This window comes from Marivita lacus (assembly GCF_014637725.1).
Lineage (GTDB): Bacteria > Pseudomonadota > Alphaproteobacteria > Rhodobacterales > Rhodobacteraceae > Marivita > Marivita lacus.
On record NZ_BMFC01000011.1, the window covers coordinates 1 to 22,198 of the forward strand.

Genomic DNA, 22,198 nt, shown 5'->3' on the forward strand with positions numbered 1-22,198 from the left:
CGCTCGGTCACCAGCTTTACTGCCTCGATCTTGAACTCGCGGCTGAACTTTCGTCTCGTCATATCCAATCTCCAATTCCATGGTCACGATCTTATCTTCGTGTCCACGAAACCGGCAGCAGGCCAGTTTGCGACCATTGAGATTTAAACCGCTAAATCAGTCGCTTAATGGCTATTCACCAAATCGGCGTAGTCATCAGGTCCGGAGAATATCGGCCCTGAGAGACCGCTTCCGGGCCTCTTGCCACCAGGGCCAGTGCTCAGCACCTCCCGCATAACCCTCGAAAACAACGGAAAAATCCGGCCTCGGCCGGATCGGGAGAACAGTTTCTCTAGGGCAAGTGGCGGAGACGAAGGGATTCGAACCCTCGAGACGGTTTCCCGCCTACTCCCTTAGCAGGGGAGCGCCTTCGACCACTCGGCCACATCTCCGTTGACCCGTTTAGTGGCCAGTGCAGATGGGGACAAGGCCAAATCATAGGCGAACCGGGAAAAATCGGGTGGTTTTGGGCTTTGCCGGTGTGGCGCGGCGGGCTCGTGTTGATTGGGCCTTTGCATAAACAGCCGTGCGGCTTACGTTCAAGCGAACATACGCTTTGTCTCATGCCGGAGCTCTCCATGACACCGATCACCCAAGCCGCCGCAATCGCCTGCATCACCTTGGGAACTGGGGCCGCCGCTGTGTCGGTCCTGAACCCGGACGTGCCTGACTTGACCGTCCCGGAGGCGGATTGGTCGGCGGGGAAGGCGCTTGATGGGAAATCATTCTTCATTCAGGCCGAACTCGACAATGGGGCCGAGGGCGAGACGGACACGCTCGTGTTCGAGGATGGCCGGTTCATGTCGATGGATTGCGAGACATACTGCAATTTCGGCTTTTCGGAGTACCAAACCTGGATGGACGGCGACGCCGTTCATTTCACGACCGTCGCCAAATGCCCGACTGCTCCGCATACCGTTGTTTGGCACGGTCGGATCGTCGATGACCAGATCACCGTCGACATGAGCTGGACCACGCGGCGCTGGTACTGGACGCATCAGATCACGGGCACAGGATCCGGGTCGCTCGTGCCGGGCGGCAAGGATGCCGTGTCGGGGTGACACCCGAACCGTCCCAATCGAAACGCGTGACACCGGAGGGTATCGCCGTACGGGCAGCGGGCCTGGTGATGATTGTGGTTCTCGCAAGCTGGGCCGCGCATCTGCTGAAAGACGCGCTTGACCTGACGATGATGCCGAACAACGAAAAGCAGGTCCACCGCCTGCTGATGATCGGAGCGGTCGCCTATATCGGTCTGCTTGCCCTGCCCTTTGTGCCCGGTGCCGAGATCGGGATCGCCATGCTGACCGCCTTCGGCGCGGCCATTGCCCCGCTCGTCTATGCCGCCACGGTCGCGGCCATGATGTTGGCGTTTCTGCTTGGGCGGCTTTTGCCGGCCACAACGCTCGCTTGGCTGTTGTCTCTGATGCGGTTGCGCAAAGCGTCTGATCTGGTGTCGCGGGCCGCTCTCTTGCCACCGAAGGATCGGTTGAGCCTGCTGCTCGACAGAGCGCCGCCCCGGACGGTCGGCCTCGCCTTGCGCCATCGCTACGTGGCGCTTGCAATCCTGGTCAATACACCCGGCAATGCCCTGATCGGCGGGGGTGGTGGCATAATGATGATGGCTGGAATGAGCGGTATTTTCACGCCGATCCAGACGTTTATCGCGATCGCGGTCGCGGTGTCCCCCGTCCCGATTGCCGTGATGGTGTTCGGGTTCTGATCCAAGGTCGCAAAGCAGCCTTACGTGTTGAACAGGAAGTGCAGCACGTCGCCGTCCTTGACGACATAGCTTTTACCCTCGGCGCGCATCTTGCCGGCCTCCTTGGCCGGGTTCTCCCCGCCAAGTGACACGTAGTCGTCATAGGCGATGGTTTCGGCGCGGATGAAGCCCTTTTCGAAATCGCCGTGAATCACACCGGCTGCCTGGGGCGCGTGGGTGCCCTTGGCGATGGTCCAGGCGCGCGCCTCTTTGGGGCCGACGGTGAAATAGGTCTCGAGATGCAAAAGCTGGTAGCCTGCGCGGATCACGCGGTCGAGACCGGGTTCCTCGAGGCCCATTTCCGACAGGAATTCCTGCGCCTCCTCTTCGTCCAGCTGGCTGATCTCTTCCTCGATCTGGGCCGAGATGACCACGTGGCTGTTGCCTTGGCTGGCTGCCATTTCGCCCACCGCGTTGGACAGCGAGTTGCCGTTCGCGGCATCGGCCTCGGACACGTTGCACACATAGAGCACCGGCTTGGTGGTCAGAAGTTGCAGCATGTCCCACGACTTGCGGTCCTCGTCATCAACGGGAACGGTGCGGGCGGGTTTGCCCTCTTCGAGCGCGGCCAAGGCGGCGCGCATCAGGCGTTCCTGCTGCACCGCGTCCTTGTCGCCGCCGCGCACCTTGCGGACGATGTTCTGCAGGCGCTTTTCGAGGCTTTCGATATCGGCCAGCATCAGCTCGGTCTCGATGGTTTCGGCATCGGCGACCGGATCGACACGGCCGTCCACATGCACCACATCGCCGTCTTCAAAGCAGCGCAGCACATGGGCGATGGCATCGGTCTCGCGGATGTTGGCAAGGAACTGGTTGCCCAGCCCTTCGCCCTTGGAGGCCCCTTTGACCAGACCGGCAATATCCACGAAGGTGATGCGCGTCGGGATGATCTGCTTGGATTTCGCGATATCGGCCAGCCTGTCCAGCCGCGCATCGGGCACGGCCACGTCACCGACATTGGGCTCGATCGTGCAGAACGGGAAATTCGCCGCCTGCGCCGCTGCGGTCTTGGTGAGCGCGTTGAAGAGGGTCGATTTGCCCACGTTCGGCAAACCCACGATTCCCACCTTGAAGCCCATGTCGATCTCTCCTGATCCTGCAGATTTGCGCCGCTTCTAAGCGTTGCCCGCAGGCGCTGCAAGGCGGCTGAGATCGGGCATCATGCGGAACCAGAAACGGTGGTTCAAAAGCACCGCAGCCCCTGCGAGGCCAAGGACCAGACCGATCCAGATGCCGGTCGCGCCCCAGTCAAGCACGAAGCCCAGAACATAGGCAGCAGGCAGGCCGATGCCGAAATAGGACACCGCCGCGTAGACCATCGGCACACGCGCATCCTGCACCCCGCGCAACAGGCCCAGCACCACCACCTGTGCGCCGTCGACCAACTGGAATACGGCGGCGAGGATCAGCAGGGTGATGCCCATTTCGATGATGTCCGCGCGGGCCGGGTCTTCGGGATCGAGGAAAATCGCGATCAGCGGCTCGGGCAGCGCCACGAAAAGCACCATCGTGATCGCCGCGACACAGGCCGACAGCGCCAGCGCCACCACCCCGCCCCGCGCCATGTGCGGCCAGTCGCGGCGACCAAACGCGTTGCCCGCCCGCACCGTGGCGGCGTTGGACAGGCCCAGATGCAGCATGAACAACATCGAGGCCAGTTGCAGCGCGATGCCATGTGCGGCCAGCGGGATTGTGCCCAGCCATCCCATCATGATGGCCGAGGCCGCGAAAAGCCCGGTTTCCGACAAGGATGTGAGCCCGATGGGAACGCCCAGCCGAAACACCTGCGCGAACATCTCGTTGTCGGGTTTCCACAGACGCTGGAACAGGCTGTGCGTGCGCACGAAGGCGAGGATATAGGCAACCACCACCAGCATCGAGACCACATGTGTGCTCAGAGACGCGATGGCCGCCCCTTGCAGGCCCAGTTCGGGAAAACCGAAATTGCCGAAGATCAGCGCGTAATTTGCCAGCGCGTTATAGGGCAGCGCCACAACCGTGACCCAGAAGACCACCTGTGTCTTTTCGAGCGCGGCAAGGTAGCTCTTGAGCGTCATCGTCACCAGCGCAGGGAGCAGGCCGAAGGCCAGAACCCGCAGGTAGACCTGTGCCTCAGCCGCGATATCCGGGGTCTGGCCCAAGGCGCGCAGCAAGGCTTCCGACCACCACAAGAGCGGGAACATCACGACACAGAACAGCGCCGACAGCCACAGCCCCATGCGGGTCGCGCGGCGCACCTGTCGGTTGTCGCCTTCAGCCGCATAAGAGGCCACCATCGGCATCACCGCCCAGGCAAAGCCGCAGCCGAACAGGAACAGCGTGAAGAACAGCGTGTTGGCCAGCGTCACCGTGGCCAGCGCCTCGGCCCCGTACCAGCCCACCATGATGGTGTCGGTCAGGCCAATGCCCATCTGCGCCATGTGTCCGCCGACCAGCGGCACGCCCAAGACGAGGATGGCCCTGACATGGGCCGGGTATGACATCTGCGCTGCTTGCATGGCGCCCGCGATAGACAGTGCCCACAAAATGGGCAAGTGTTTTGTCTGCTCAGAGCGCGCGGATCAGGAATTGCGCCGCAAGAATGGCGATGATCAGCCCGGCGCCGGTTTCGATCACGCCCGCGATGCGCGCGGTGTGCGGCCCACCGGCAAAGCGCGCCAGCGCGCCTTCGCGGAACGTCACCGACCCGACAGCGGCGGCAAGCGTGACACTCGCGGTGCCCAGCCCCATCGCTAGCGTGCCAAGGATGCCCGCAAGGTCGATCCCCATGCTGACCGCAAGGATCAGCAGGAACAATGCGCCAGTGCAGGGACGGATCGCGATGGCCCCGATCAGGACCAGAGCATCGCGCAGCGAATGGACGTTCTGCGCCTGTTCGGGCGTCGGCGCATGGGCGTGCCCGCAGGACTGGCACGTTCCGTCATCGGTATGATCGTGATGGTGGTCATGCTGGTGATCGTGATGGTGGTGCACCTGTGCCACGGCCCAATCCGCCCAGAGCCGCCGCGCGCCGCGCAGCGCCAGCCACGCCCCGACGGCACAGATCGCGGCATAGCTGAGCGGCGCGAACAAATCCTCGGCCGCGCCCACCATCGCCTCGCGGCCAAGCCCAAGGACCCAGACGCCGGCATAGACGACGACAATCGCGGCCAGCGCCTGTGCGAGACTCGACAGGACAGCCAGCAGCGACAGGCGGGTCAGCGCCACGCGCTCGGCCACGCCGTATCCCGCGATCAGGATCTTGCCGTGGCCCGGCCCCACCGCGTGGAAAAACCCGTAGCCGAAACAGACCGTCATCAGCGTGAGGATCGCGCCCGGCTCGTTTGCCCGCAGCGCCCGCAGACTGCGCGCCATGCCGCTTTGGGCAGCGCGCTGCCCCTCCGCAGCCCAGCGTTCGAGCATCTGCGCGCCGTCAAAGCCCCAGAGCCAGATCGCAAGGGCGACAACGGCCAGCGCCGCTAGTTGGAGGGCGGTGCGCATGAGATCGTGATCGAGTCGGAGAAATGGATGCCCACGCGCATCTCGTCGAAGATATCCTCCATCGACCCACCGTTCAGTTCCTGATCCACGGCCTCCTGTGCGGCGGCCTGGTCGGGCTCGGTTATTTTGGCGGTGCAGTCGGGATCGGTCACGGTGACCCCCTGCGACACGTCATAAGCGACATAATAGGTCGGATCGTATTGCAGGATCTCGACCGCCTCGACCGGCACCGCGGGGATCTCGCGGTAATGGGTTGCGGTGATCAGCCCGTTCTCGACCGCGATGCCGGTGGGTTTCGGGCGCGGCATCTCGATCTTTTCGCCGTAGGAATAGACGTAGAGATCGCCTTCAAAGCCCGGCGGCCATTCGATCAGGTCGAACCCGAAAAGCGTGTCCAGTTCGGCTTTGGTCAGCGTGCTGTCGCCATCGGGATCAAGACCGTAATCCTCGAGGATCAGCAGCGTGAAGAAATCGTCATAGGTCCACGTCACCGTCACGCCCGTGACTTCGCGGGCCGCGTTGACCTCGAAGCGCAGGGCGGTGTCGACAAAGATGTGCGGATGCGCGCCAAGCGGCGCGGCAACCAGACCAAGAACGAGGGCGCAGAGGGCATGTTTCATAGGTTGCCGAGGTAAGCCCCCCGGACCGCCAAGGCAAGGTCATGCACTGCGCAGCGGCAGAGAATTGCGCACCCCTCAGGCACCGGCCTCCCGCATCACGGGGCGCGGTGACGGGCCGAGGATGTGATCCAGCCGGTGGATCACATGCCCGGCGCCGCCCACGATCAGCGGATCGGGCGGCGTGACGATGGCGGGATCCTTGCCGGGATAGTCCAGCGTCGACAGGAAATGCCGCATGCAATTCAGCCGCGCGCGTTTCTTGTCGTTGGATTTCACGATGGTCCAGGGCGCGTCGGCGGTGTCGGTGTAAAAGAACATCGCCTCTTTGGCCTCGGTATACTCCTCCCATTTATCAAGGCTCGCCTTGTCGATGGGCGACAGCTTCCACTGCTTGAGGGGATCGGTCTCGCGGCTGGCAAAGCGTTTCTTCTGTTCGGTCTGCGTGACCGAGAACCAGTACTTGTAAAGCCGGATGCCGGAGCGCGTCAGCATCTGTTCGAAATCCGGCGTCTGTCGCATGAATTCAAGGTATTCTGCCGGCTCGCAGAAGCCCATCACCCGCTCCACCCCGGCGCGGTTGTACCACGAGCGGTCATAAAGCACGATCTCGCCCGCTGTCGGCAGGTGCTCGATATAGCGCTGGTAATACCACTGCCCGCGTTCGACATCGGTGGGCTTGTTCAGCGCCACCACCCGCGCCGTGCGCGGATTGAGGTGTTCGGTGAACCGCTTGATCGTGCCGCCCTTGCCCGCCGCATCGCGCCCCTCGAAGATCATGACGAATTTCTGACCCGTCTCCTGCGCCCAGAGCTGCACCTTGAGCAGTTCCGCCTGCAGCGCGGCTTTCTCGGCCTCGTAGGTCCGGCGGGACATCCGGTAGCGATAGGGGTAGCGGCCGGTCTCGAAGGCGCGGCGCACCTGATCGGCGGTCACCGCCTTGGCGGGCACCTTCGACAGGGCGGCTGCCGGTTGCGGGTCGATCTTGGGATCATTGGCACTCTGGGGGGAGGATGTCATGCAGGGTTCCGGTCTTCGGGGTGTTGGTTGCCCCAATTGTAACAGCTGCGTGAAAAGGCCTCTTTGACACGCATCAAAAACACCCACCCCTGCCCCATTGATTTTCCCCGCCAGTTCCGGCAATCGGGTTCGACCAATCAGGAGAGTGCCATGACCCGTATCGACGCCAAATTCGCAGAGCTGCGCAAAGACGGCAAAAAGGCATTCGTGTCCTATGTCATGGCGGGTGATCCCGACTTCGACACCTCGCTCGAACTGGTCAAGGGCTTGCCGGGTGCAGGCGTGGACATCATCGAACTGGGCCTGCCCTTCACCGATCCGATGGCCGATGGCAGCACGATTCAGCTGGCCGGTCAGCGCGCGCTCGAAGGGGGCATGACGCTGGACCGCACGCTTGAGCTGACGCGCCGGTTCCGCGAAGAGGACGACACGACACCGATCGTGATGATGGGCTATTACAACCCGATCTACTCGCGCGGTGTCGACCTGTTCCTTTCGCAGGCCAAGGAAGCCGGCATCGACGGCCTGATCATCGTCGATCTTCCCCCCGAGGAAGACGACGAGCTGTGCATCCCGGCGCAGGCGGCGGGTCTGAACTTCATCCGGCTGGCCACACCCACCACCGATGACAAGCGCCTTCCCAAGGTGCTCCAGAACACCTCCGGTTTCGTCTATTACGTGTCGATCACCGGCATCACGGGTGCTGCCGAAGCGCAGGCCGCCGATGTCGGCCCCGAAGTGGCGCGGATCAAGTCGCAGACCGATCTGCCGGTGATCGTGGGCTTCGGCATCAGGACGCCCGACGCCTCGCAGGCCATCGCGGGAGTGGCGGATGGCTGTGTCGTCGGTTCGGCCATCGTGTCGGAACTCGCCATGGGCAAACCGGTGAGCGACGTGCTGGCCTTCGTCAAGACGCTCGCGGACGGGGCGCACCGTGCGTGACACCGCGGCCGATGCCCTGCTTGCGGCCTTTGACGGCAATTCCCAGATTGGGCCGCTGACGGATGCCTCTCCCGCCCTGACGCTGGACGAGGGCTACGGCATTGCCGCGCAGGTCGGCGAGACACGCCGCGCGCGCGGTGAACAGATCGCGGGCCGCAAGATCGGCTTTACCAACCGTACGATCTGGCCGATCTACAATGTCGATGCGCCCGTCTGGGGCTGGATGTACGACGGCGGCGTAAGTGACATTCCGTCCGATGGCGTGATCCCCCTGCCCGCCCTGCCCGAACTGCGGATCGAGCCCGAGATCGTGTTCGGGTTCAAGGCCACCCCCGCGCCCGACATGGACCTGACGGACCTTGCCGACTGCATCGACTGGGTGGCGCACGGGTTCGAGATCGTCACCTCGCTTTACCCCGGCTGGCGGTTCACCGCGCCGGATGCCGTGGCCGCGATGGCGATGCATGGCGCGCTGTGGGTCGGACCGCGAAGCGCGCCGACGCAAGACCGGCTGGAGGCGCTGACCACCTGCGGTGTCAAACTCGGCGGGCCGGGTGAAGACCTGATCGGCCACGGCGTCGACGTGCTGGGCGGGCCATTGATGGCGCTGCAGTATCTTGTCAGCCAGATCGGCCGGATGCCCGGTGCAGACGTGATACAGCCCGGAGAGGTGGTGACCACCGGAACGCTCACCGATGCCCGCCCGATTGCGCCCGGTCAGACGTGGGAAACCACGTTCGACACCCCTCTGATCGACGGGCTGCGCGTCACCTTCGCCTGAACCGAACGCCCGAAAACCAGCCCAGAGGTTCGCAGCAGGACAAGAGATACATTTTTTGAGAATGGCTCGAACAGGGACCTGACGACGCTGAACATAGCTCTCGGATGGCGCTTGAGCGCAATGTCACGATTGCCCGGATTGCCCGTGCAACGCACGGGCAGCGCCCGAACCGCCCCCACGGGGCGGGCGCGCAACGCTTTCTGGAACCGAAACGACAGTTTCGTCCCGCATACCTGCCCCGCAACACGAAGCGGCCAAAGCCTTGAGCCCGTGGGGCCCTTTTGTCGGGCGGCAAACCCTAATCCCGCGCGGCGTCCATCCGTTTGCGCAGGGTGGCCAGCTTGTCGATGACAGCGCGCACCTCCGCCGGGTCAAGCGTGTCGGCAATCCCGGCAAGGTCAGGCGCGATCCCGGCAATCGCGGTATCGCGAAACCTGCGGCCCGCGTCGGTCAGCCAGACCTGCTTGCTGCGGGCATCATCGGGATTGACGCGCATCGTGACAAAGCCGCGTTTCTCCAGCCCCGCCAGTGTGTGGGTCATGCTGGTCTTGGGCACCTGGAACGCGCGGGCCAACTGCAAGGGCGTGCGCCCATCCTGCACCCGGATCAGGTGGTTGATCACCGTGAAGTGCGGCAGCACCAGACCTTCGGGCAACCGCGCCTCGAACAGGGCGCGGCTGAGCTGGCCGAGGATGCCGATCTCGTTGAAGAGTTCGAAATAGAGACCCGTCGCTGTGTGTGTGTCTGGTGTGTCAGGCATTCCCGGGTTTTGGCCTCATCCGTGCATCAATCGGCCAACGCGGGGTGCGGGCCGTGGGCGCAGCGTAGCCCAGAAGCCCGAGCATTTGAACCGTCCCGCCGTCGGGTGCGTAGGCGGCATGGATCGCGTCGTAAAGCGCCGTCATCTCGGGATATTCCTGCAACGCCTGGCTGACGGGCCGCACCCCCAGCCCGGCCCCCGTAGCCGCAAGGTTGAGCCGCAGCCAACGCACCCCTGTGGCGATCTGGTCGGCGCGGGTGTTGGTGGGGCTGGTCTGCACCACAAAGGCCGGAGCCGAGGCGATGGCCTCCAGAGTGCCGTTGATCGCGCCCTGCGCGGCCATCGTCGTCGGATCAAGCGAGGCCTCCCGCGTCAGAAGCCCGGTCCTGTTCAGCAGTTCGAACGTCGCACCACCAAGGTCGATGCCATCGGGCTGCGCGTTGATCTCTGCCTTGCCGATCCGCAGAAGATCAATGCTTTCCTTCCACGCATCGGGCGTTCGCGCTTCGATCAGCCACGCCTCGGTCGCAAGATCGCGCAGCGCGGTGGCATCGCCACCTTGCGCGACCAGATCGACATGCGGCGCGATGCTGTCCAGCGAGGCGGCATCGAGCGCGCGGTCCTGAAACACCTCCTTGTGCGAGCGCCGTTGCAGCACATGGGCGAACAGCGGATCGGGCTGCGCGCCACCGGCGGTAAAGCGGCACAGCGCCACCGGCCCCGCCTCTCCCTCGGGGAACAGCGTCTGGTCGATGGCGTAACGTTCCTCGGCGGCGGCCATGCGCATCAGGTCCAGAAAGCAGCCCATCCCGATGGTCAGTTGGCGCGCATGGGGGTCCGTGACGGGCAGGTCCCGCGCCGGGTCGCGCCAGATCGCAACGGTGTCATCCCCGATCAGTTCAGCCTCCCAGGGCTGGCGATTGTGCGGGTTGGGTGCCAGCAGCGCATGGGACAGGGCACGCAGGCGCGGGTCGGGATACTGGCCCGCCATGTCCCACGGGGCAAGCGCGGCATGGGGCGTGCGGCTGGCGGCGAAAAGGCCAAGTCCGGCGGCGGCTGAAACCACCGCGCCGCCCCCGATCAGGCCAAGTGTCTTGCGGCGGGAAAGTGTCATGAGAATCTCCTTTTTGTTCGATATCGAATTACTTAGTCCGATATCGAACCATAAATCAATCACAAACAAAAATGCCGCGTTGCGCGGTATCACCGTCATTGGTAAAGAAATCTAACCAATACTCCGAAAGGCTGTGCCATGCCCGTGATCACCGAAATCGAAGACCTGCGCCGCATCTACAAACGTCGGGTGCCGAAGATGTTCTTCGACTACACGGAATCAGGCAGTTGGTCGGAACAGACTTTCCGCGAGAACTCGTCGGATTTCGACAAGCTTTACCTGCGCCAGCGCGTTGCCATCGACATGGAAAACCGCAAGACCGCAACCCGGATGATCGGTCAGGACGTGTCGATGCCGGTGGCACTGGCCCCGGTGGGCCTGACCGGGATGCAGCATTTCGACGGCGAGATCAAAGCGGCACGGGCAGCGGAGAAATTCGGCGTGCCCTACAGTCTGTCGACCATGTCGATCTGTTCGATCGAGGACGTGGCGGCCAACACTTCCAAACCGTTCTGGATGCAGGTCTACACGCTCAAGGACGACGATTTCATGCAACGCCTGTTCGACCGGGCGAAAGACGCCAAATGTTCGGCGGCGATCATCACGGTCGACCTGCAACTGTTGGGCCAACGCCACAAGGATTTGAAAAACGGCCTTTCCGCCCCACCCAAGCTGACCCCCGCCTCGGTCGCCAACATGATGACCAAGGTGCAGTGGGGTCTGGGCATGCTCCAGACCAAGCGGCGGTTCTTCGGCAATATCGTGGGCCATGCGAAGGGCGTCGAAGACCCGTCCTCGCTGTCGTCATGGACGGCGCAGGCCTTTGACCAGTCGCTCAACTGGGATCGCATCCGGCAGTTCCGCAAGATGTGGGACGGCCCGCTCATCATCAAGGGCATCATGGATCCGCGCGATGCGCTGGAGGCGCTGAATGTCGGCGCGGATGCGATCGTCGTGTCGAACCACGGCGGGCGGCAGTTGGACGGCGCGCTGTCGTCGATCCGGGCGCTGGAGGCAGTTCTGGACGCGGTGGGCGACAAGATCGAGGTGCATCTCGACAGTGGCATCCGGTCCGGTCAGGACGTGCTCAAGGCGATGGCGATGGGGGCCAAGGGCACCTATATCGGCCGCGCCTATGTCTACGGGCTTGGGGCCAACGGACAGCAGGGCGTCACCGACGCGCTGAAGGTGATCCACCGGGAGTTGGAAGTGTCGATGGGCCTGTGCGGTCGGAAGGATGTGAACGATCTGGACCGCGACATCCTGATGATCCCCAAGGGATTTTCCGGCGATTGGGTGGAATAAGCCACGACAAAAGCCCGGCCAGGCGCAAGGCCTACCGGATCCGTATCCCCTAGGCCGGGCCAAGGCCCGGCACAACGTGTCTCAGCTTGGAAGAAGCGGCGCCGCCCTTGTGGCCTGACCCGTCTCTCGTACTGCCGGGTTTCCCCGTGACCTGTGCCCGTTGCCGGGCCTTGTGAAACCGGTTTCTCAGGGTCGGCCCTTGCGGGCTGTCGAGAGAAGGTCAGTTCAAGTATCGCGGCATGGGAGTGACCCTTCCCGCTCGATGCGCATCGTGGACGGGGGTATGGCGCAGAAGGCGTTAACGATCCGGAAACCGGGCGTGCGGTACAACCCTGCTCAGACCCGCAGTTGCGCCACCCGCGTCAGCACCGGCAAAAGCACCAGCGTCACGCAGAAGAGCAGCCCGCCGATCACAAGGAAAGACGTGGCCAGCCCGAAGCCTTCGGACAGGAATCCCATCAGCGGCGGGCCGATGAAGAACCCGGCATAGCCCACCACCGAGATCCGCGAGATCGCGTGGCTGCGGTAGCGGTTCGGCACCATCCGCCCGATCCACGCATAGGCCATCGGCGCCATCACCGACACGCCCAGCCCAAGGACCGAGAACCCCAGATAGGCCACGCCCAGCGACGGGGCTGTCGCCGCGATGCACGCGCCGATCCCGGCGATGACCGAGGCCCAGCGGATCACCATGCGTTCGGACACGCGGTTGGCGACGACCTGACCGGACAGGCGTCCCACCGCCATCGTGATGCCCAGCAGCGCCGGGCCCAGCGCGCCCTGTGCGGCCCCTGCCCCGAGATTGCGTTCCAGATAGAGCGCCGACCAGCCCTCGGTCGCCTGTTCCGACATGAAGGCGATGAGGATGATCATTCCGCCCGGCAGCAGCAGCGTCCAGGGCAGCGGGGCCACCTCGATACCGTCGGCCTCGTGTTCGGCATCGGCCACCGGCGCGGCCACGGCCTGCATCACCAGCATTCCGATCAGCACGGCCGCCCATGTGAGAATCGCCGCCGGACCGGAGCCCGCCTCGCGCATCAGCCCGGTGGCCAGCGCGCAGATGGCATAGGCCACCGAGAACACCGCGTGGTTGAGGTTCATCAGGCTGCGCCCGACCTGCGCCTCGAGCGCGCTGACCCGTGCGTTCATCGCCACATCGAGCGTGCCCGAGGTCATCGTCACCCCCAGCATCGCCAGCGTGAACAGCACCCCGTTCGTGGTATGCCCCGGCAGGAGGGTCGCGACGGCGAGCAGCGCGATCAGCACACCCACGGCCCGCGGGCCCAGCGCCCGTTCGGCCAGCGGTGCCAGCCACATCGCCATCACCGCGCCGATGGACGTGATCAGCAGCGCCAGCCCGAACTGACCGTCCGACAGACCGACCTGCGGCTTGAGCACCGGCACGAGGGCTGCGAAACTGCCCCAGAACACGCCCACGGCGGCAAAACCGGCGGCGGGTCCTCGGCTGATGTAGAGATCACGCAAAAGGCTCATGGCGCTGCCAGTGCCACGGCGCGCCGCAACGGTCCAGCCCACAAACGGCACATTCCGGGTGAAATCCGCAACCTTCACTCTTGCCCTGCACGGGAATCCGGTCTATCGCGCGGTCTTCATGCGGGGTGACAGCCTTGGAGGCACCCTGCCCTTACATATTGGAGATATATCATGGCTGGAGAGATTCCTGATCTCGAAGCTCTGGAACGGACGGGGACAGGCAAGGGCGCCGCTCGTCAGGCACGCCGCGACGGCATGGTTCCGGGCATTGTTTTTGGTGGCGAGAAAGACCCGCTTCCGATCAACCTTCCGTTCAACAAGCTGCTGACGCGCCTGCGCAAGGGCCGCTTCAAGTCGACGCTGTTCAACCTCAAGGTTGAAGGCCACGAGGATGTGCGCGTGATCTGCCGCGACGTGCAGCGCGATGTCGTCAAGGACCTGCCGACCCATGTCGACCTGATGCGCCTGCGCCGCACCACCAAGATCAACCTGTTCATCCCGGTCGAGTTCATTAACGAAGGTGCCGCTCCCGGCCTCAAGCGCGGCGGCGTTCTGACCGCTGTGCGTCCCGAGGTGGAACTGGTCGTGACCGCGGGTGACATCCCCGAAAAGCTGACGGTCGATCTGACCGGCCTGCAGATCGGTGACACCGTGACGATTTCCGACATCACGCTGCCGGAAGGCACCAAGGCAACCATCGACCGCGATTTCGTGATCGCGAACATCTCGGCCCCGTCCGGACTGCGCGCCTCGGACGCCGAAGAAGAGGCCGCGGATGCAGACGCGGTTCCGGCAACCGAGCAGTCCGAGGACTGATCCTGCCGGACCAAATGGTTCGAACGGCCTCGCCCCACGGGCGGGGCCGTTTTCGTTTCGACCTTTGACCTTGGGCAGATTGCACGTAGGATCGCCGCATTGGTCTTGCCGGTTTCGGGGGTTTCCCGTGATGACACCCATTCTGCGTTGCCTGCTCATTGCAGTGATACCAGCCGTGCTGGCCAATCCCGCACAGTCCGAAACCCGCGTGGCCATCATCGACACGGCCTTTGACACCCGCCCCTATCTTGACCAGCTGAAGGATCGCGGCGTGACCGTGATCGGACGCTACTATGCGCGCTGCGATCAGCCGGAATACGGCCTGACCGAAAAGCGCCTGATCAATCAGGGGCGGCCCGGTGATCCCTCAAGCGAGATTGCGCAGATGGTCGCCAAGGGCTTCGCGGTGCTGTCGATCTACCAGTATTACAGCAACACGCCGAACAAGTTTCGCGGTCAGAACCGCGAGGGCACGGCCCTGCCGGACGCCAATTGCACCTGGACCGGGGCAAGCCGAACCGTCGAGCAGGAAGCGGGGCTGGATGTGCAGGCGGCGATTGAACAGGCGCAGGCTTTGGCTCAGCCCAAGGGCAGCGCGATCTATTTCGGCGTGGATTTCAACTTCACCGACAGCGACAGGGACACCATCGACCTCATGATCCGCTATTTCCGCGTGATCAAGGCGCGGATGGATGCGGCGGGCTACAAGACGGGCGCTTACGGCAGCGGTCATGCACATCAGATCCTGCGCGACCAGGGCCTGATCGATTATTCGTGGATTTCCGCCTCGCGCGCCTTTTCCCGAAGCAGCGCCTTTCACCGCTCCGGCGACTGGCACCTGTTTCAGAATCAGGTCGACCGGGAATGGTTCGGCGAGACCGGATCGGGCTGTCGGCGCGGCCTTCCGATCGACACCAATGTGCAGAACATGTTTCAGGACGCCGATGTCGGCCTGTGGCGCGGAGGTCACAGCTATGTCGAGGACGAGGGCCGCATCTTCGACATCTTTGCCACACGGCGGTTTGCCTGCAACGGCGACGCTGTGGTGCGGCGCGAGATCGGGTCACCTGCCTCGGACGTGGTGCGGATGACCGAATGCAAGGGCGGCAAGGCGGTGCCGGTCGCCCCCCGGATCGACTTTGCCAATGCCGCACGGGTGGGCGAGGCCACGGAAAACCTGATCGAGGTGGATGTGGACGATGACGGCACGTTCGACGGCTGGACAGCGCATGGCAACCTGACGGCGCATTTCGGCTACAAGCCCGACTGGATTTTCGACACCACCCGGCGCAGCGCGACATCCTGCGAGTGATCTGTCATTGAGGGGCAAAGTGTCATGCTCCTGACACGCAGATCAAAGAAACCGCCCCTCATGTCGCCCACGCTTGCCCAGGTCTTTGCCGTCTTTCTGAAAATCGGCCTGCTGTCCTTTGGGGGACCGGCAGCGCAGATCGCGTTGATGCACCGGATGCTGGTGGACGAGCGCGACTGGCTGACCGAAAAGCAGTTCCTCAACGCGCTGAGCTTCTGCATGCTCTTGCCGGGGCCGGAGGCGATGCAGTTGGCGACCTATGCGGGCTGGCGGTTGCACGGAATCCTTGGCGGGCTGATCGCGGGGCTGCTGTTCGTGCTGCCGGGTGCAATGGTGATCTTTGCGCTGGCGCTGCTCTACGTGACCTATGGCGACCTGCCGCTGGTGGATACGCTGTTTCTGGGCGTGCAGGCGGTGGCGGTGGTGATCGTGGTCGAGGCCTTGCTCAAGGTCTCAAGACGCGCGCTGCACGGGCGCGCCCATTGGGCGCTGGCGGGGCTGGCCTTTGTCGCGATCTTTTTCTTCGCGGTGCCCTTCCCCGTGATCGTTCTGGCGGCGGGAATGTACGGCGCGTTGGTGGCCACGGCGTCTGACGCGACCCCTGCCGTGCCGGTTGCGGTCTCGGGCACGCGCAGCCTGACCACCATCGGGATCGGATTGGCGATCTGGGGATTGCCGGTGCTGGTGGTGGATCTGCTGGTCGCCGGATCGATCCTGACCGAGATCGCGCTCTTCTTTTCCAAGCTGGCGGTGGTGACCTTTGGCGGGGCCTACGCGGTTCTGGCCTACATGGCGCAGGACGTGGTCGTGCAATATGGCTGGCTGACCCCGACCGAGATGATGGACGGGTTGGGACTGGCCGAGACAACCCCCGGCCCGCTGATCCTTGTGACGCAATTCGTGGGCACCCTGGCCGCGTTCCGCGAAGGCGGCTATGCGCTGGCAATTGCGGGTGGTCTCATGACCCTCTGGGTGACGTTCGTGCCGTGCTTCCTGTGGATCTTTGTCGGCGCGCCTTACATCGATTGGATCTCTGCTCAGCCGCGCCTGAACGGCGCTCTTCGCGCAATCACGGCAGCGGTGGTGGGTGTGATCCTGAACCTGTCGCTCTGGTTCGCGCTGCATGTCGTGTTCGGCACCGTGACCAAGACCGAGGCCGGAATCCTGCGCCTTTGGGTGCCGGACGGGACGACGCTCAACTGGCAGGCGGTGGCGCTCATTGCGCTGTCGGCGGTTCTGCTGTTGCGCGCGCATCTGGCGATTGGCTGGGCCTTGGGCCTTTCCGCGGCAGCAGCGCTGGTTCTGGCGCAGATCTGATCACGCGGCTTTTGCCCTCGGCCCCGGTTTGGCCTAGAGAGGGGCAAATGCTTGGCGCATGGAGGCAGGGGCAGCGATGAAACTCTTTGTGGGGCTTGGAAATCCGGGCAGCGGCTATGCCCGCAACCGGCACAATATCGGCTTCATGGCGATGGACCGGATCGCGTCGGATCATGGCTTTGCCCCGTGGAAGGGCAAGTTTCAGGGTGAGGTGACGGAAGGGCGTTTGGGCTCTGACAAGGTGCTGCTTCTGAAACCCGGCACCTTCATGAACCGCTCCGGCCAGTCGGTGCAGGCAGCCATGCAGTTCTACAAGCTGGAGCCCTCGAACGTGGTGGTGTTCCATGACGAACTGGATCTCGCCCCCGGCAAATGCCGCGTCAAGCAGGGTGGCGGGCATGCGGGGCATAACGGCCTGCGGTCGATCCACGGTCATATCGGCGACGCCTATGGCCGCGTGCGGCTGGGCATCGGCCATCCCGGCCACAAGGACGCGGTAGCGGGCTATGTACTGCACGATTTTCCCAAGGCGGACGAGGCGTGGCTCGATGACCTGCTGCGCGGGATTTCAGACGGCGCGGCGCAACTGGCGGATGGCGATACCGGCAAGTTCATGAACGCGGTGGCGCTGCGCGTGGCCCCGCCCCGGTCGTCGAAAACACCGGACAAGTCCGCCAAGGCGGAGAAGGCGGATGTGCCGAAGTCCGACCCGAAACCCGAGGCAAAGCAAGAACCCGAGGCCCGCAACCCGTTGCAAAGATTGGTGGACCGGTTCCGGTGAGCCTGTACGTTACGCTGATGCGTCAGGCCCAAAGCTGTGCAGCGCTCGGTTCGCCGTTCATGGCGCAGATGCTGCCGATATTGGCCAGGGTCTGGCCCGTGGGGTCGGCGCTGGACAGGGCCGTGGCGGGTTTTGAGGGCGATATCGGTCCCAACGGCCACTCGCTCCCCTTGCGACTGGCCTCTGGCCTGCATGCGCTGGTTTTGACTGGGCAGGATGCCGGGCTGGCGGCGGTCTACCCGCCCAACGCGGCGTCTGATGACAGGCTTGCGGCGGCGCTGACAGGCGCGCTGGAACGGCACGCAGCGTTCCTGCTGGACTGGATCACCTCTGCGCCGCAGACCAACGAGGTGCGCCGGTCGGCTGTGCTGATCGCCGGAACACATGCGCTGGTGCATCGCACCGGGGTTGCGCAGGTGCACCTGTCTGAACTGGGGGCGAGTGGCGGGCTGAACCTGATGTTCGACCGCTTTGCACTGATGGCGGGCGACACCCGGCTGGGGCCGGAGGATGCGGCGTTGACACTGATGCCCGACTGGACCGGGCCTGCGCCTGTGGCCGCGCCTTTCGTGGTGACCGACCGGCGCGGTGTCGATCTCAACCCGCTTGATCCGCACAAGCCCGATGAAGCCCTGCGCCTGCGTGCCTACCTCTGGGCGGATCAAGCGCACCGTGTTGCGCTGACCGACGCGGCGATCAAGGCAAGTTGCGCCATCGTTGATCGCGGCGATGCCGTGAACTGGCTGGAGCGGCGTCTGGCCGATGCGCCGAAAGCGCGGATTCACCTGATCTTCCACACGGTTGCATGGCAGTATTTTCCGTCGGATCGGCAAGCACGGGGAACGGCTCTGATCGAGGCGGCAGGTGCGCGCGCCACGCCGGACACCCCGGTCGCGTGGCTGCGAATGGAGGCCGATGGTGCCGCGCGGGGCGCGTCCGTGACAGCGCGGTTGTGGCCCGGGAACATACATATCACGCTCGGGCGGGCAGATTTTCATGGCCGCTGGGTGGATTGGTCGGGTGATCCCGACTAGGTGTGTAGCGACATGCACAGCAAGGAGGCCTGGAATGGAACCGGACGACGCAATCAACGTGCTGGGTGGCCCGCTCGAAGGCTGTTCGACCGACCCGATGACCGGGTTCTTCCGCGACGGGCATTGCAACACCTGCGCCGCCGATCAGGGCAGTCACACGGTCTGCGCGGTGATGACGGCGGAATTCCTCGCTTATTCCAAATACGTGGGCAACGACCTGAGCACCCCTGTGCCGCAGTTCCGGTTTCCGGGGCTCAAGCCCGGCGATCACTGGTGCCTGTGCGCCTCGCGCTTTCTGCAGGCGCATGACGAGGGATGCGCGCCATTGGTGAACCTTGCCGCGACGCACAAGCGCGCGCTCGATGTCGTGCCGATGCGGGTGCTGGAGCAACACGACATCAACACCTCCGACACCTGAACCGGCTCAGGACGCCTTGTCGATCTGCTGCGGCTGTGCGGCGGGCGTGCCGATGGGATCGCCCATCAATTCGTCGATGAACAGGCTCAGAAGCTGCGGGCGACCCGAAACCCCCGCCTTGCGGTAGATCGCGTTGGTCTGCGCCTTGACCGTGCCCTCGGACGTGTTGCGCAACGCGGCGATGTCGGCGGTGCTCAGCCCCTTGATGGAAAACAGCGCCACATCCCGTTCCGCCGGGGTCAGTTCCCACTCGGCGAAGCGTTCCTGCAACACGTCCATGAATGCCCCCGAGGCCAGACGCAGGCTTTGTTCGGCCGCGCGCTGGCGGCGAAGCGACCGGACCATGAGCGTCGCGCTGACAACCATCCCGAGGATGAGGCCGATCACGGCCCCGATCTGCGCCAGTTCGTAATAGACCCAGGCAATCGGGGATGACTTGATGCCGAACATGCTGCCAAGGATGTCCCACAACAGGAACAGCCCGCTGGCAAGTTGCAGCGCCCCCAGTGGGATCAGGACGACCCAGACCCTCACCGGCCAACCGATGTTCGAGCGGATGCGGGATCAATCGTCATCATCGCCGCCATCGTCGTCGTCGCCACCACCACCATCGTCACCATCGTCGCCACCATCGTCGTCGTCGTCGTCATCGTCGTCGTCCCGACCGCCCCTGTCATCATCGCGGTCGTCATCATCGTCATCTTCATCGGCACGATCCCTGCCGCGGTCGGTCCCGTCGTCGCGGTCGCGGTCGCGGTCGGATCGGTCGATGTAATCCCGCAGGATCGCCCCGGTCGAGGGATTGAGAATGATCTCGCGGCGCCCGGCCGACCCGGTGGCGACGATCCGCGTCCGGCCCAGAAGCGTGCGCTGGAGCGTGATCTCGCGGTAGCCTTGCCGGCGCAGCTGGTTGACCACCTGGTCTTCGGCGGTCTGCGCAAGAACCGACCGTGGCACGAGGATGCCCGCCACCAAGCCTGCCAAGAGCTGTCTTCGTTTCATTCCCGATCTCCAAAAGGCTCCCGTCCGGGGGACGGAAGCCTTGGGTGTTCAGCTACCAGATGGTTCAATCGTCGTCATCATCATCATCGTCGTCGCTGTCGTCGTCATCGCTGTCGTCGTCGCCGTCGCTGTCGTCATCGTCGTTGTCATCATCATCGTCGTCATCGCGGTCAGCATCCCGATCATCATCCCGCCCATCGTCGCGGTCATCGTCGCGGTCGTCGTCCCGGTCATCATCGCGATCGTCGTCCCGGTCATCATCGCGGTCGTCATCCCGATCATCATTCCGGTCGTCATCCCGGTCATCATCGCGATCGTCATCGTCGTCACGATCATCGTCATTATCGCCTCGGCCACGCGCGTCATCATCCCGACCACGATCACCCCGCCCATTGCCACGGACGTCATCGTCGTCGTCACGCAGATCATCAGAGCGCGCGATGTCGACGAAGTCACGGGCGCGGTTGCGGATCTCGACACCGGGGCGGGTGTCATCGTCCCCACGGACGCGTTCGATCTCCTGCTTGAGAATATCGCCCGTGGCGCGGTCATAGACCACTTCGAGCTTTTGCGTGCCACGGATCGCCTCGACCTTGATCTGGCCAAGGCCATTGTCGATCTCGATGCGCTGAAACCCCTGGGCGGTCAGATCGCTGACGATCTGGTCGGTGGCTGATTGTGCAAGCGCCATGCTGCCGGTGAGCGTGGCGAAGAGCGCGGTCATCACTGTCTTTTTCACTGGTCCGTCCTTTCATGTCCCATATGCCTGCCCTGATGCAGACAGTCGGAACACTGATCGCGGCGGTGATCGGGGGATATGTGCACAAGGTTTAATCCCCGGTCCATAAACCCCTGCCCTAGCCTCATAAACCCAGGTTTATGCGGACCCTTGGGCGTTCGGGCCAAAAGAAATCCCCCCGTGCCGTGCGGCACGAGGGGTTCGGTCGTCGGTCTAGATCGCAGGTTTACGCGGCGGGCGTCAGCCCATGTCGAATCCCAGGTGCTTGGCGACGGTAAAGATGTCCTTGTCGCCACGTCCGCACATGTTCATGCAGATGATGTGATCCTTGGGCAGCTCGGGCGCGATCTTCATCACATGGGCCAGCGCGTGGCTGGGTTCCAGCGCCGGGATGATGCCTTCGAGCGCACAGCTCAGCTGGAACGCCTCGAGCGCTTCCTTGTCGGTGATCGACACGTATTTCGCGCGACCGATGTCATGCAGCCAGGCGTGTTCCGGCCCGATGCCCGGATAGTCGAGCCCCGCCGAGATGCTGAACCCTTCGAGGATCTGGCCGTCGTCATCCTGCAACAGATAGGTGCGGTTGCCATGCAGCACGCCGGGCCTGCCGCCGGTGAGCGAGGCGCAATGCTCCATCTTCTCGTTCACACCCTTGCCGCCCGCTTCGACGCCAATGATGTTCACCTCCTTGTCGTCGAGGAACGGGTAGAACAGACCCATCGCGTTCGATCCGCCCCCGATGGCCGCGATCAGCGTGTCGGGCAAGCGGCCCTCGGCCTCGTGCATCTGCTCGCGGACTTCCTTGCCGATGATCGACTGGAAATCGCGGACCATCGCCGGATAGGGGTGCGGACCGGCCACGGTGCCGATGCAGTAGAACGTGTCGCGCACATTGGTCACCCAGTCGCGCAGCGCGTCGTTCATCGCGTCCTTGAGCGTCCCGCGACCGGATGTGACCGGGATCACCTCGGCGCCCAGAAGGCGCATGCGGAAGACGTTGGGCTGCTGCCGTTCGACGTCATGCGCGCCCATGTAGACGATGCATTTCAGCCCGAACTTGGCGCAGACGGTGGCGGTGGCGGGTCTTGCCCATGCGGCGGGCCAGGATGATCTGGCCCAGCACGTTGTTGATCTTGTGCGCGCCGGTGTGGTTCAGCTCGTCGCGCTTCATGTAGACCTTGGCACCGCCCAGATGGTCGGTCAGGCGTTCGGCGTGATAGAGCGGCGACGGGCGGCCCACGTAATGCTTCCAGAGGAAGTCCATCTCGGACCAGAAACTGTCGTCCGTCTTGGCGCGCTCGTACTGCTCTTCAAGTTCGAGAATGAGCGGCATCAGGGTTTCCGAGACGAACCGTCCCCCGAAGATGCCGAAGCGGCCCTTTTCATCGGGACCGGTCATGAAACTGTTGAATAGATCATTCATCGCGCGCGCCTCTCTTGCCGAACGGGACACAGGTAGCGGTGT

At 63.9% G+C, this 22,198-nt stretch carries 22 protein-coding genes, 1 tRNA gene and 1 pseudogene; 12 read left to right on the forward strand and 12 right to left on the reverse strand.

Features of this window, described 5'->3' with window-relative positions; translation table 11 throughout:
• Positions 1-341 precede the first annotated feature (341 nt).
• A tRNA-Ser gene (locus tag IEV82_RS17230) sits at positions 342-431 on the reverse strand.
• Between the two features lie 186 nt (positions 432-617).
• On the opposite strand from IEV82_RS17230, the gene IEV82_RS17235 reads away from it, so the two are divergent.
• Together IEV82_RS17235 and IEV82_RS17240 are read left to right on the forward strand one after the other, a co-directional pair.
• Positions 618-1,100: a hypothetical protein gene (locus IEV82_RS17235; protein WP_188483275.1), complete on the forward strand. Its 483-nt coding sequence runs from the start codon at positions 618-620 to the stop codon at positions 1,098-1,100.
• Positions 1,097-1,762: a hypothetical protein gene (locus tag IEV82_RS17240; RefSeq protein ID WP_229747893.1), complete on the forward strand. Its 666-nt coding sequence runs from the start codon at positions 1,097-1,099 to the stop codon at positions 1,760-1,762. The genes IEV82_RS17235 and IEV82_RS17240 overlap by 4 nt, the downstream gene beginning before the upstream one ends.
• 20 nt (positions 1,763-1,782) lie before the next feature.
• Here IEV82_RS17240 and ychF read toward each other — a convergent pair whose 3' ends face one another.
• From ychF to ppk2, 5 genes are all read right to left on the reverse strand, one after another.
• Positions 1,783-2,880 carry a redox-regulated ATPase YchF gene (ychF, locus tag IEV82_RS17245; protein WP_188483276.1) on the reverse strand — a complete coding sequence of 366 codons (1,098 nt, stop codon included), beginning with the start codon at positions 2,878-2,880 and terminating at the stop codon, positions 1,783-1,785.
• A gap of 36 nt (positions 2,881-2,916) precedes the next feature.
• Positions 2,917-4,284, reverse strand: coding sequence for an MATE family efflux transporter (locus IEV82_RS17250; protein WP_188483277.1), 1,368 nt, complete (start codon positions 4,282-4,284; stop codon positions 2,917-2,919).
• Between the two features lie 64 nt (positions 4,285-4,348).
• On the reverse strand, positions 4,349-5,281 hold the full coding sequence (locus tag IEV82_RS17255) for a nickel/cobalt transporter (RefSeq protein ID WP_188483278.1): 933 nt from the start codon (positions 5,279-5,281) through the stop codon (positions 4,349-4,351).
• Complete coding sequence (locus tag IEV82_RS17260) at positions 5,260-5,901, reverse strand: DUF1007 family protein (RefSeq protein WP_188483279.1); 642 nt, start codon at positions 5,899-5,901, stop codon at positions 5,260-5,262. The genes IEV82_RS17255 and IEV82_RS17260 overlap by 22 nt, the downstream gene beginning before the upstream one ends.
• Positions 5,902-5,976: 75 nt before the next feature.
• Positions 5,977-6,918, reverse strand: a complete 942-nt coding sequence (gene ppk2, locus IEV82_RS17265; protein ID WP_188483280.1) for a polyphosphate kinase 2 — start codon at positions 6,916-6,918, stop codon at positions 5,977-5,979.
• A 150-nt stretch (positions 6,919-7,068) separates the two neighbouring features.
• Between ppk2 and trpA the strand changes: the two genes are divergently transcribed.
• Together trpA and IEV82_RS17275 are read left to right on the forward strand one after the other, a co-directional pair.
• Complete coding sequence (trpA, locus tag IEV82_RS17270) at positions 7,069-7,860, forward strand: tryptophan synthase subunit alpha (protein ID WP_188483281.1); 792 nt, start codon at positions 7,069-7,071, stop codon at positions 7,858-7,860.
• Positions 7,853-8,641: a 2-keto-4-pentenoate hydratase gene (locus IEV82_RS17275; protein WP_188483282.1), complete on the forward strand. Its 789-nt coding sequence runs from the start codon at positions 7,853-7,855 to the stop codon at positions 8,639-8,641. Before trpA ends, IEV82_RS17275 begins: the two co-directional genes overlap by 8 nt.
• Before the next feature lie 298 nt (positions 8,642-8,939).
• Here IEV82_RS17275 and IEV82_RS17280 read toward each other — a convergent pair whose 3' ends face one another.
• Together IEV82_RS17280 and IEV82_RS17285 are read right to left on the reverse strand one after the other, a co-directional pair.
• Complete coding sequence (locus IEV82_RS17280) at positions 8,940-9,401, reverse strand: MarR family winged helix-turn-helix transcriptional regulator (protein ID WP_188483283.1); 462 nt, start codon at positions 9,399-9,401, stop codon at positions 8,940-8,942.
• The gene (locus IEV82_RS17285; protein WP_188483284.1) at positions 9,394-10,515 is read right to left on the reverse strand and encodes an Acg family FMN-binding oxidoreductase; all 1,122 of its coding nucleotides are present in this window, start codon (positions 10,513-10,515) and stop codon (positions 9,394-9,396) included. The genes IEV82_RS17280 and IEV82_RS17285 overlap by 8 nt, the downstream gene beginning before the upstream one ends.
• A 138-nt stretch (positions 10,516-10,653) precedes the next feature.
• Here IEV82_RS17285 and IEV82_RS17290 point away from each other — a divergent pair, with 138 nt between their 5' ends.
• Positions 10,654-11,820, forward strand: coding sequence for an alpha-hydroxy acid oxidase (locus IEV82_RS17290; protein ID WP_188483285.1), 1,167 nt, complete (start codon positions 10,654-10,656; stop codon positions 11,818-11,820).
• Positions 11,821-12,156: 336 nt separating this feature from the next.
• On the opposite strand, the gene IEV82_RS17295 is transcribed toward IEV82_RS17290, so the two are convergent.
• A complete protein-coding gene (locus IEV82_RS17295) occupies positions 12,157-13,392 on the reverse strand; it encodes an MFS transporter (protein WP_229747894.1) in 1,236 nt (411 codons plus the stop codon).
• A 93-nt stretch (positions 13,393-13,485) separates the two neighbouring features.
• Here IEV82_RS17295 and IEV82_RS17300 point away from each other — a divergent pair, with 93 nt between their 5' ends.
• From IEV82_RS17300 to IEV82_RS17325, 6 genes are all read left to right on the forward strand, one after another.
• A complete protein-coding gene (locus IEV82_RS17300) occupies positions 13,486-14,130 on the forward strand; it encodes a 50S ribosomal protein L25/general stress protein Ctc (protein WP_188483286.1) in 645 nt (214 codons plus the stop codon).
• 130 nt (positions 14,131-14,260) lie between these two features.
• A complete protein-coding gene (locus tag IEV82_RS17305) occupies positions 14,261-15,442 on the forward strand; it encodes a glycoside hydrolase domain-containing protein (protein WP_188483287.1) in 1,182 nt (393 codons plus the stop codon).
• Positions 15,443-15,502: 60 nt separating this feature from the next.
• The gene (chrA, locus tag IEV82_RS17310; RefSeq protein ID WP_188483288.1) at positions 15,503-16,759 is read left to right on the forward strand and encodes a chromate efflux transporter; all 1,257 of its coding nucleotides are present in this window, start codon (positions 15,503-15,505) and stop codon (positions 16,757-16,759) included.
• A gap of 76 nt (positions 16,760-16,835) precedes the next feature.
• Positions 16,836-17,540, forward strand: coding sequence for an aminoacyl-tRNA hydrolase (pth, locus tag IEV82_RS17315; protein WP_188483289.1), 705 nt, complete (start codon positions 16,836-16,838; stop codon positions 17,538-17,540).
• Positions 17,537-18,574 (forward strand): DUF2332 domain-containing protein, encoded by a 1,038-nt coding sequence (locus IEV82_RS17320; RefSeq protein ID WP_308420453.1) that lies wholly within the window; start codon positions 17,537-17,539, stop codon positions 18,572-18,574. The genes pth and IEV82_RS17320 overlap by 4 nt, the downstream gene beginning before the upstream one ends.
• Before the next feature lie 34 nt (positions 18,575-18,608).
• Entirely contained in the window at positions 18,609-18,992 is a 384-nt protein-coding gene (locus IEV82_RS17325) for a DUF2237 family protein (RefSeq protein WP_188483290.1), read from the forward strand.
• 6 nt (positions 18,993-18,998) lie between these two features.
• Here the strand turns inward: IEV82_RS17325 and IEV82_RS17330 are convergent, their stop codons facing one another.
• Positions 18,999-19,526, reverse strand: a complete 528-nt coding sequence (locus IEV82_RS17330) for a helix-turn-helix transcriptional regulator (protein WP_229747895.1) — start codon at positions 19,524-19,526, stop codon at positions 18,999-19,001.
• A gap of 30 nt (positions 19,527-19,556) precedes the next feature.
• Positions 19,557-19,994 (reverse strand): hypothetical protein, encoded by a 438-nt coding sequence (locus IEV82_RS17335; RefSeq protein ID WP_188483291.1) that lies wholly within the window; start codon positions 19,992-19,994, stop codon positions 19,557-19,559.
• Positions 19,995-20,034: 40 nt separating this feature from the next.
• On the opposite strand from IEV82_RS17335, the gene IEV82_RS17340 reads away from it, so the two are divergent.
• Positions 20,035-20,670 (forward strand): hypothetical protein, encoded by a 636-nt coding sequence (locus tag IEV82_RS17340; RefSeq protein WP_188483292.1) that lies wholly within the window; start codon positions 20,035-20,037, stop codon positions 20,668-20,670.
• Between the two features lie 303 nt (positions 20,671-20,973).
• On the opposite strand, the pseudogene trpB reads toward IEV82_RS17340, so the two are convergent.
• Positions 20,974-22,156, reverse strand: a pseudogene (gene trpB, locus IEV82_RS17345) (tryptophan synthase subunit beta).
• Positions 22,157-22,198: the final 42 nt, after the last annotated feature.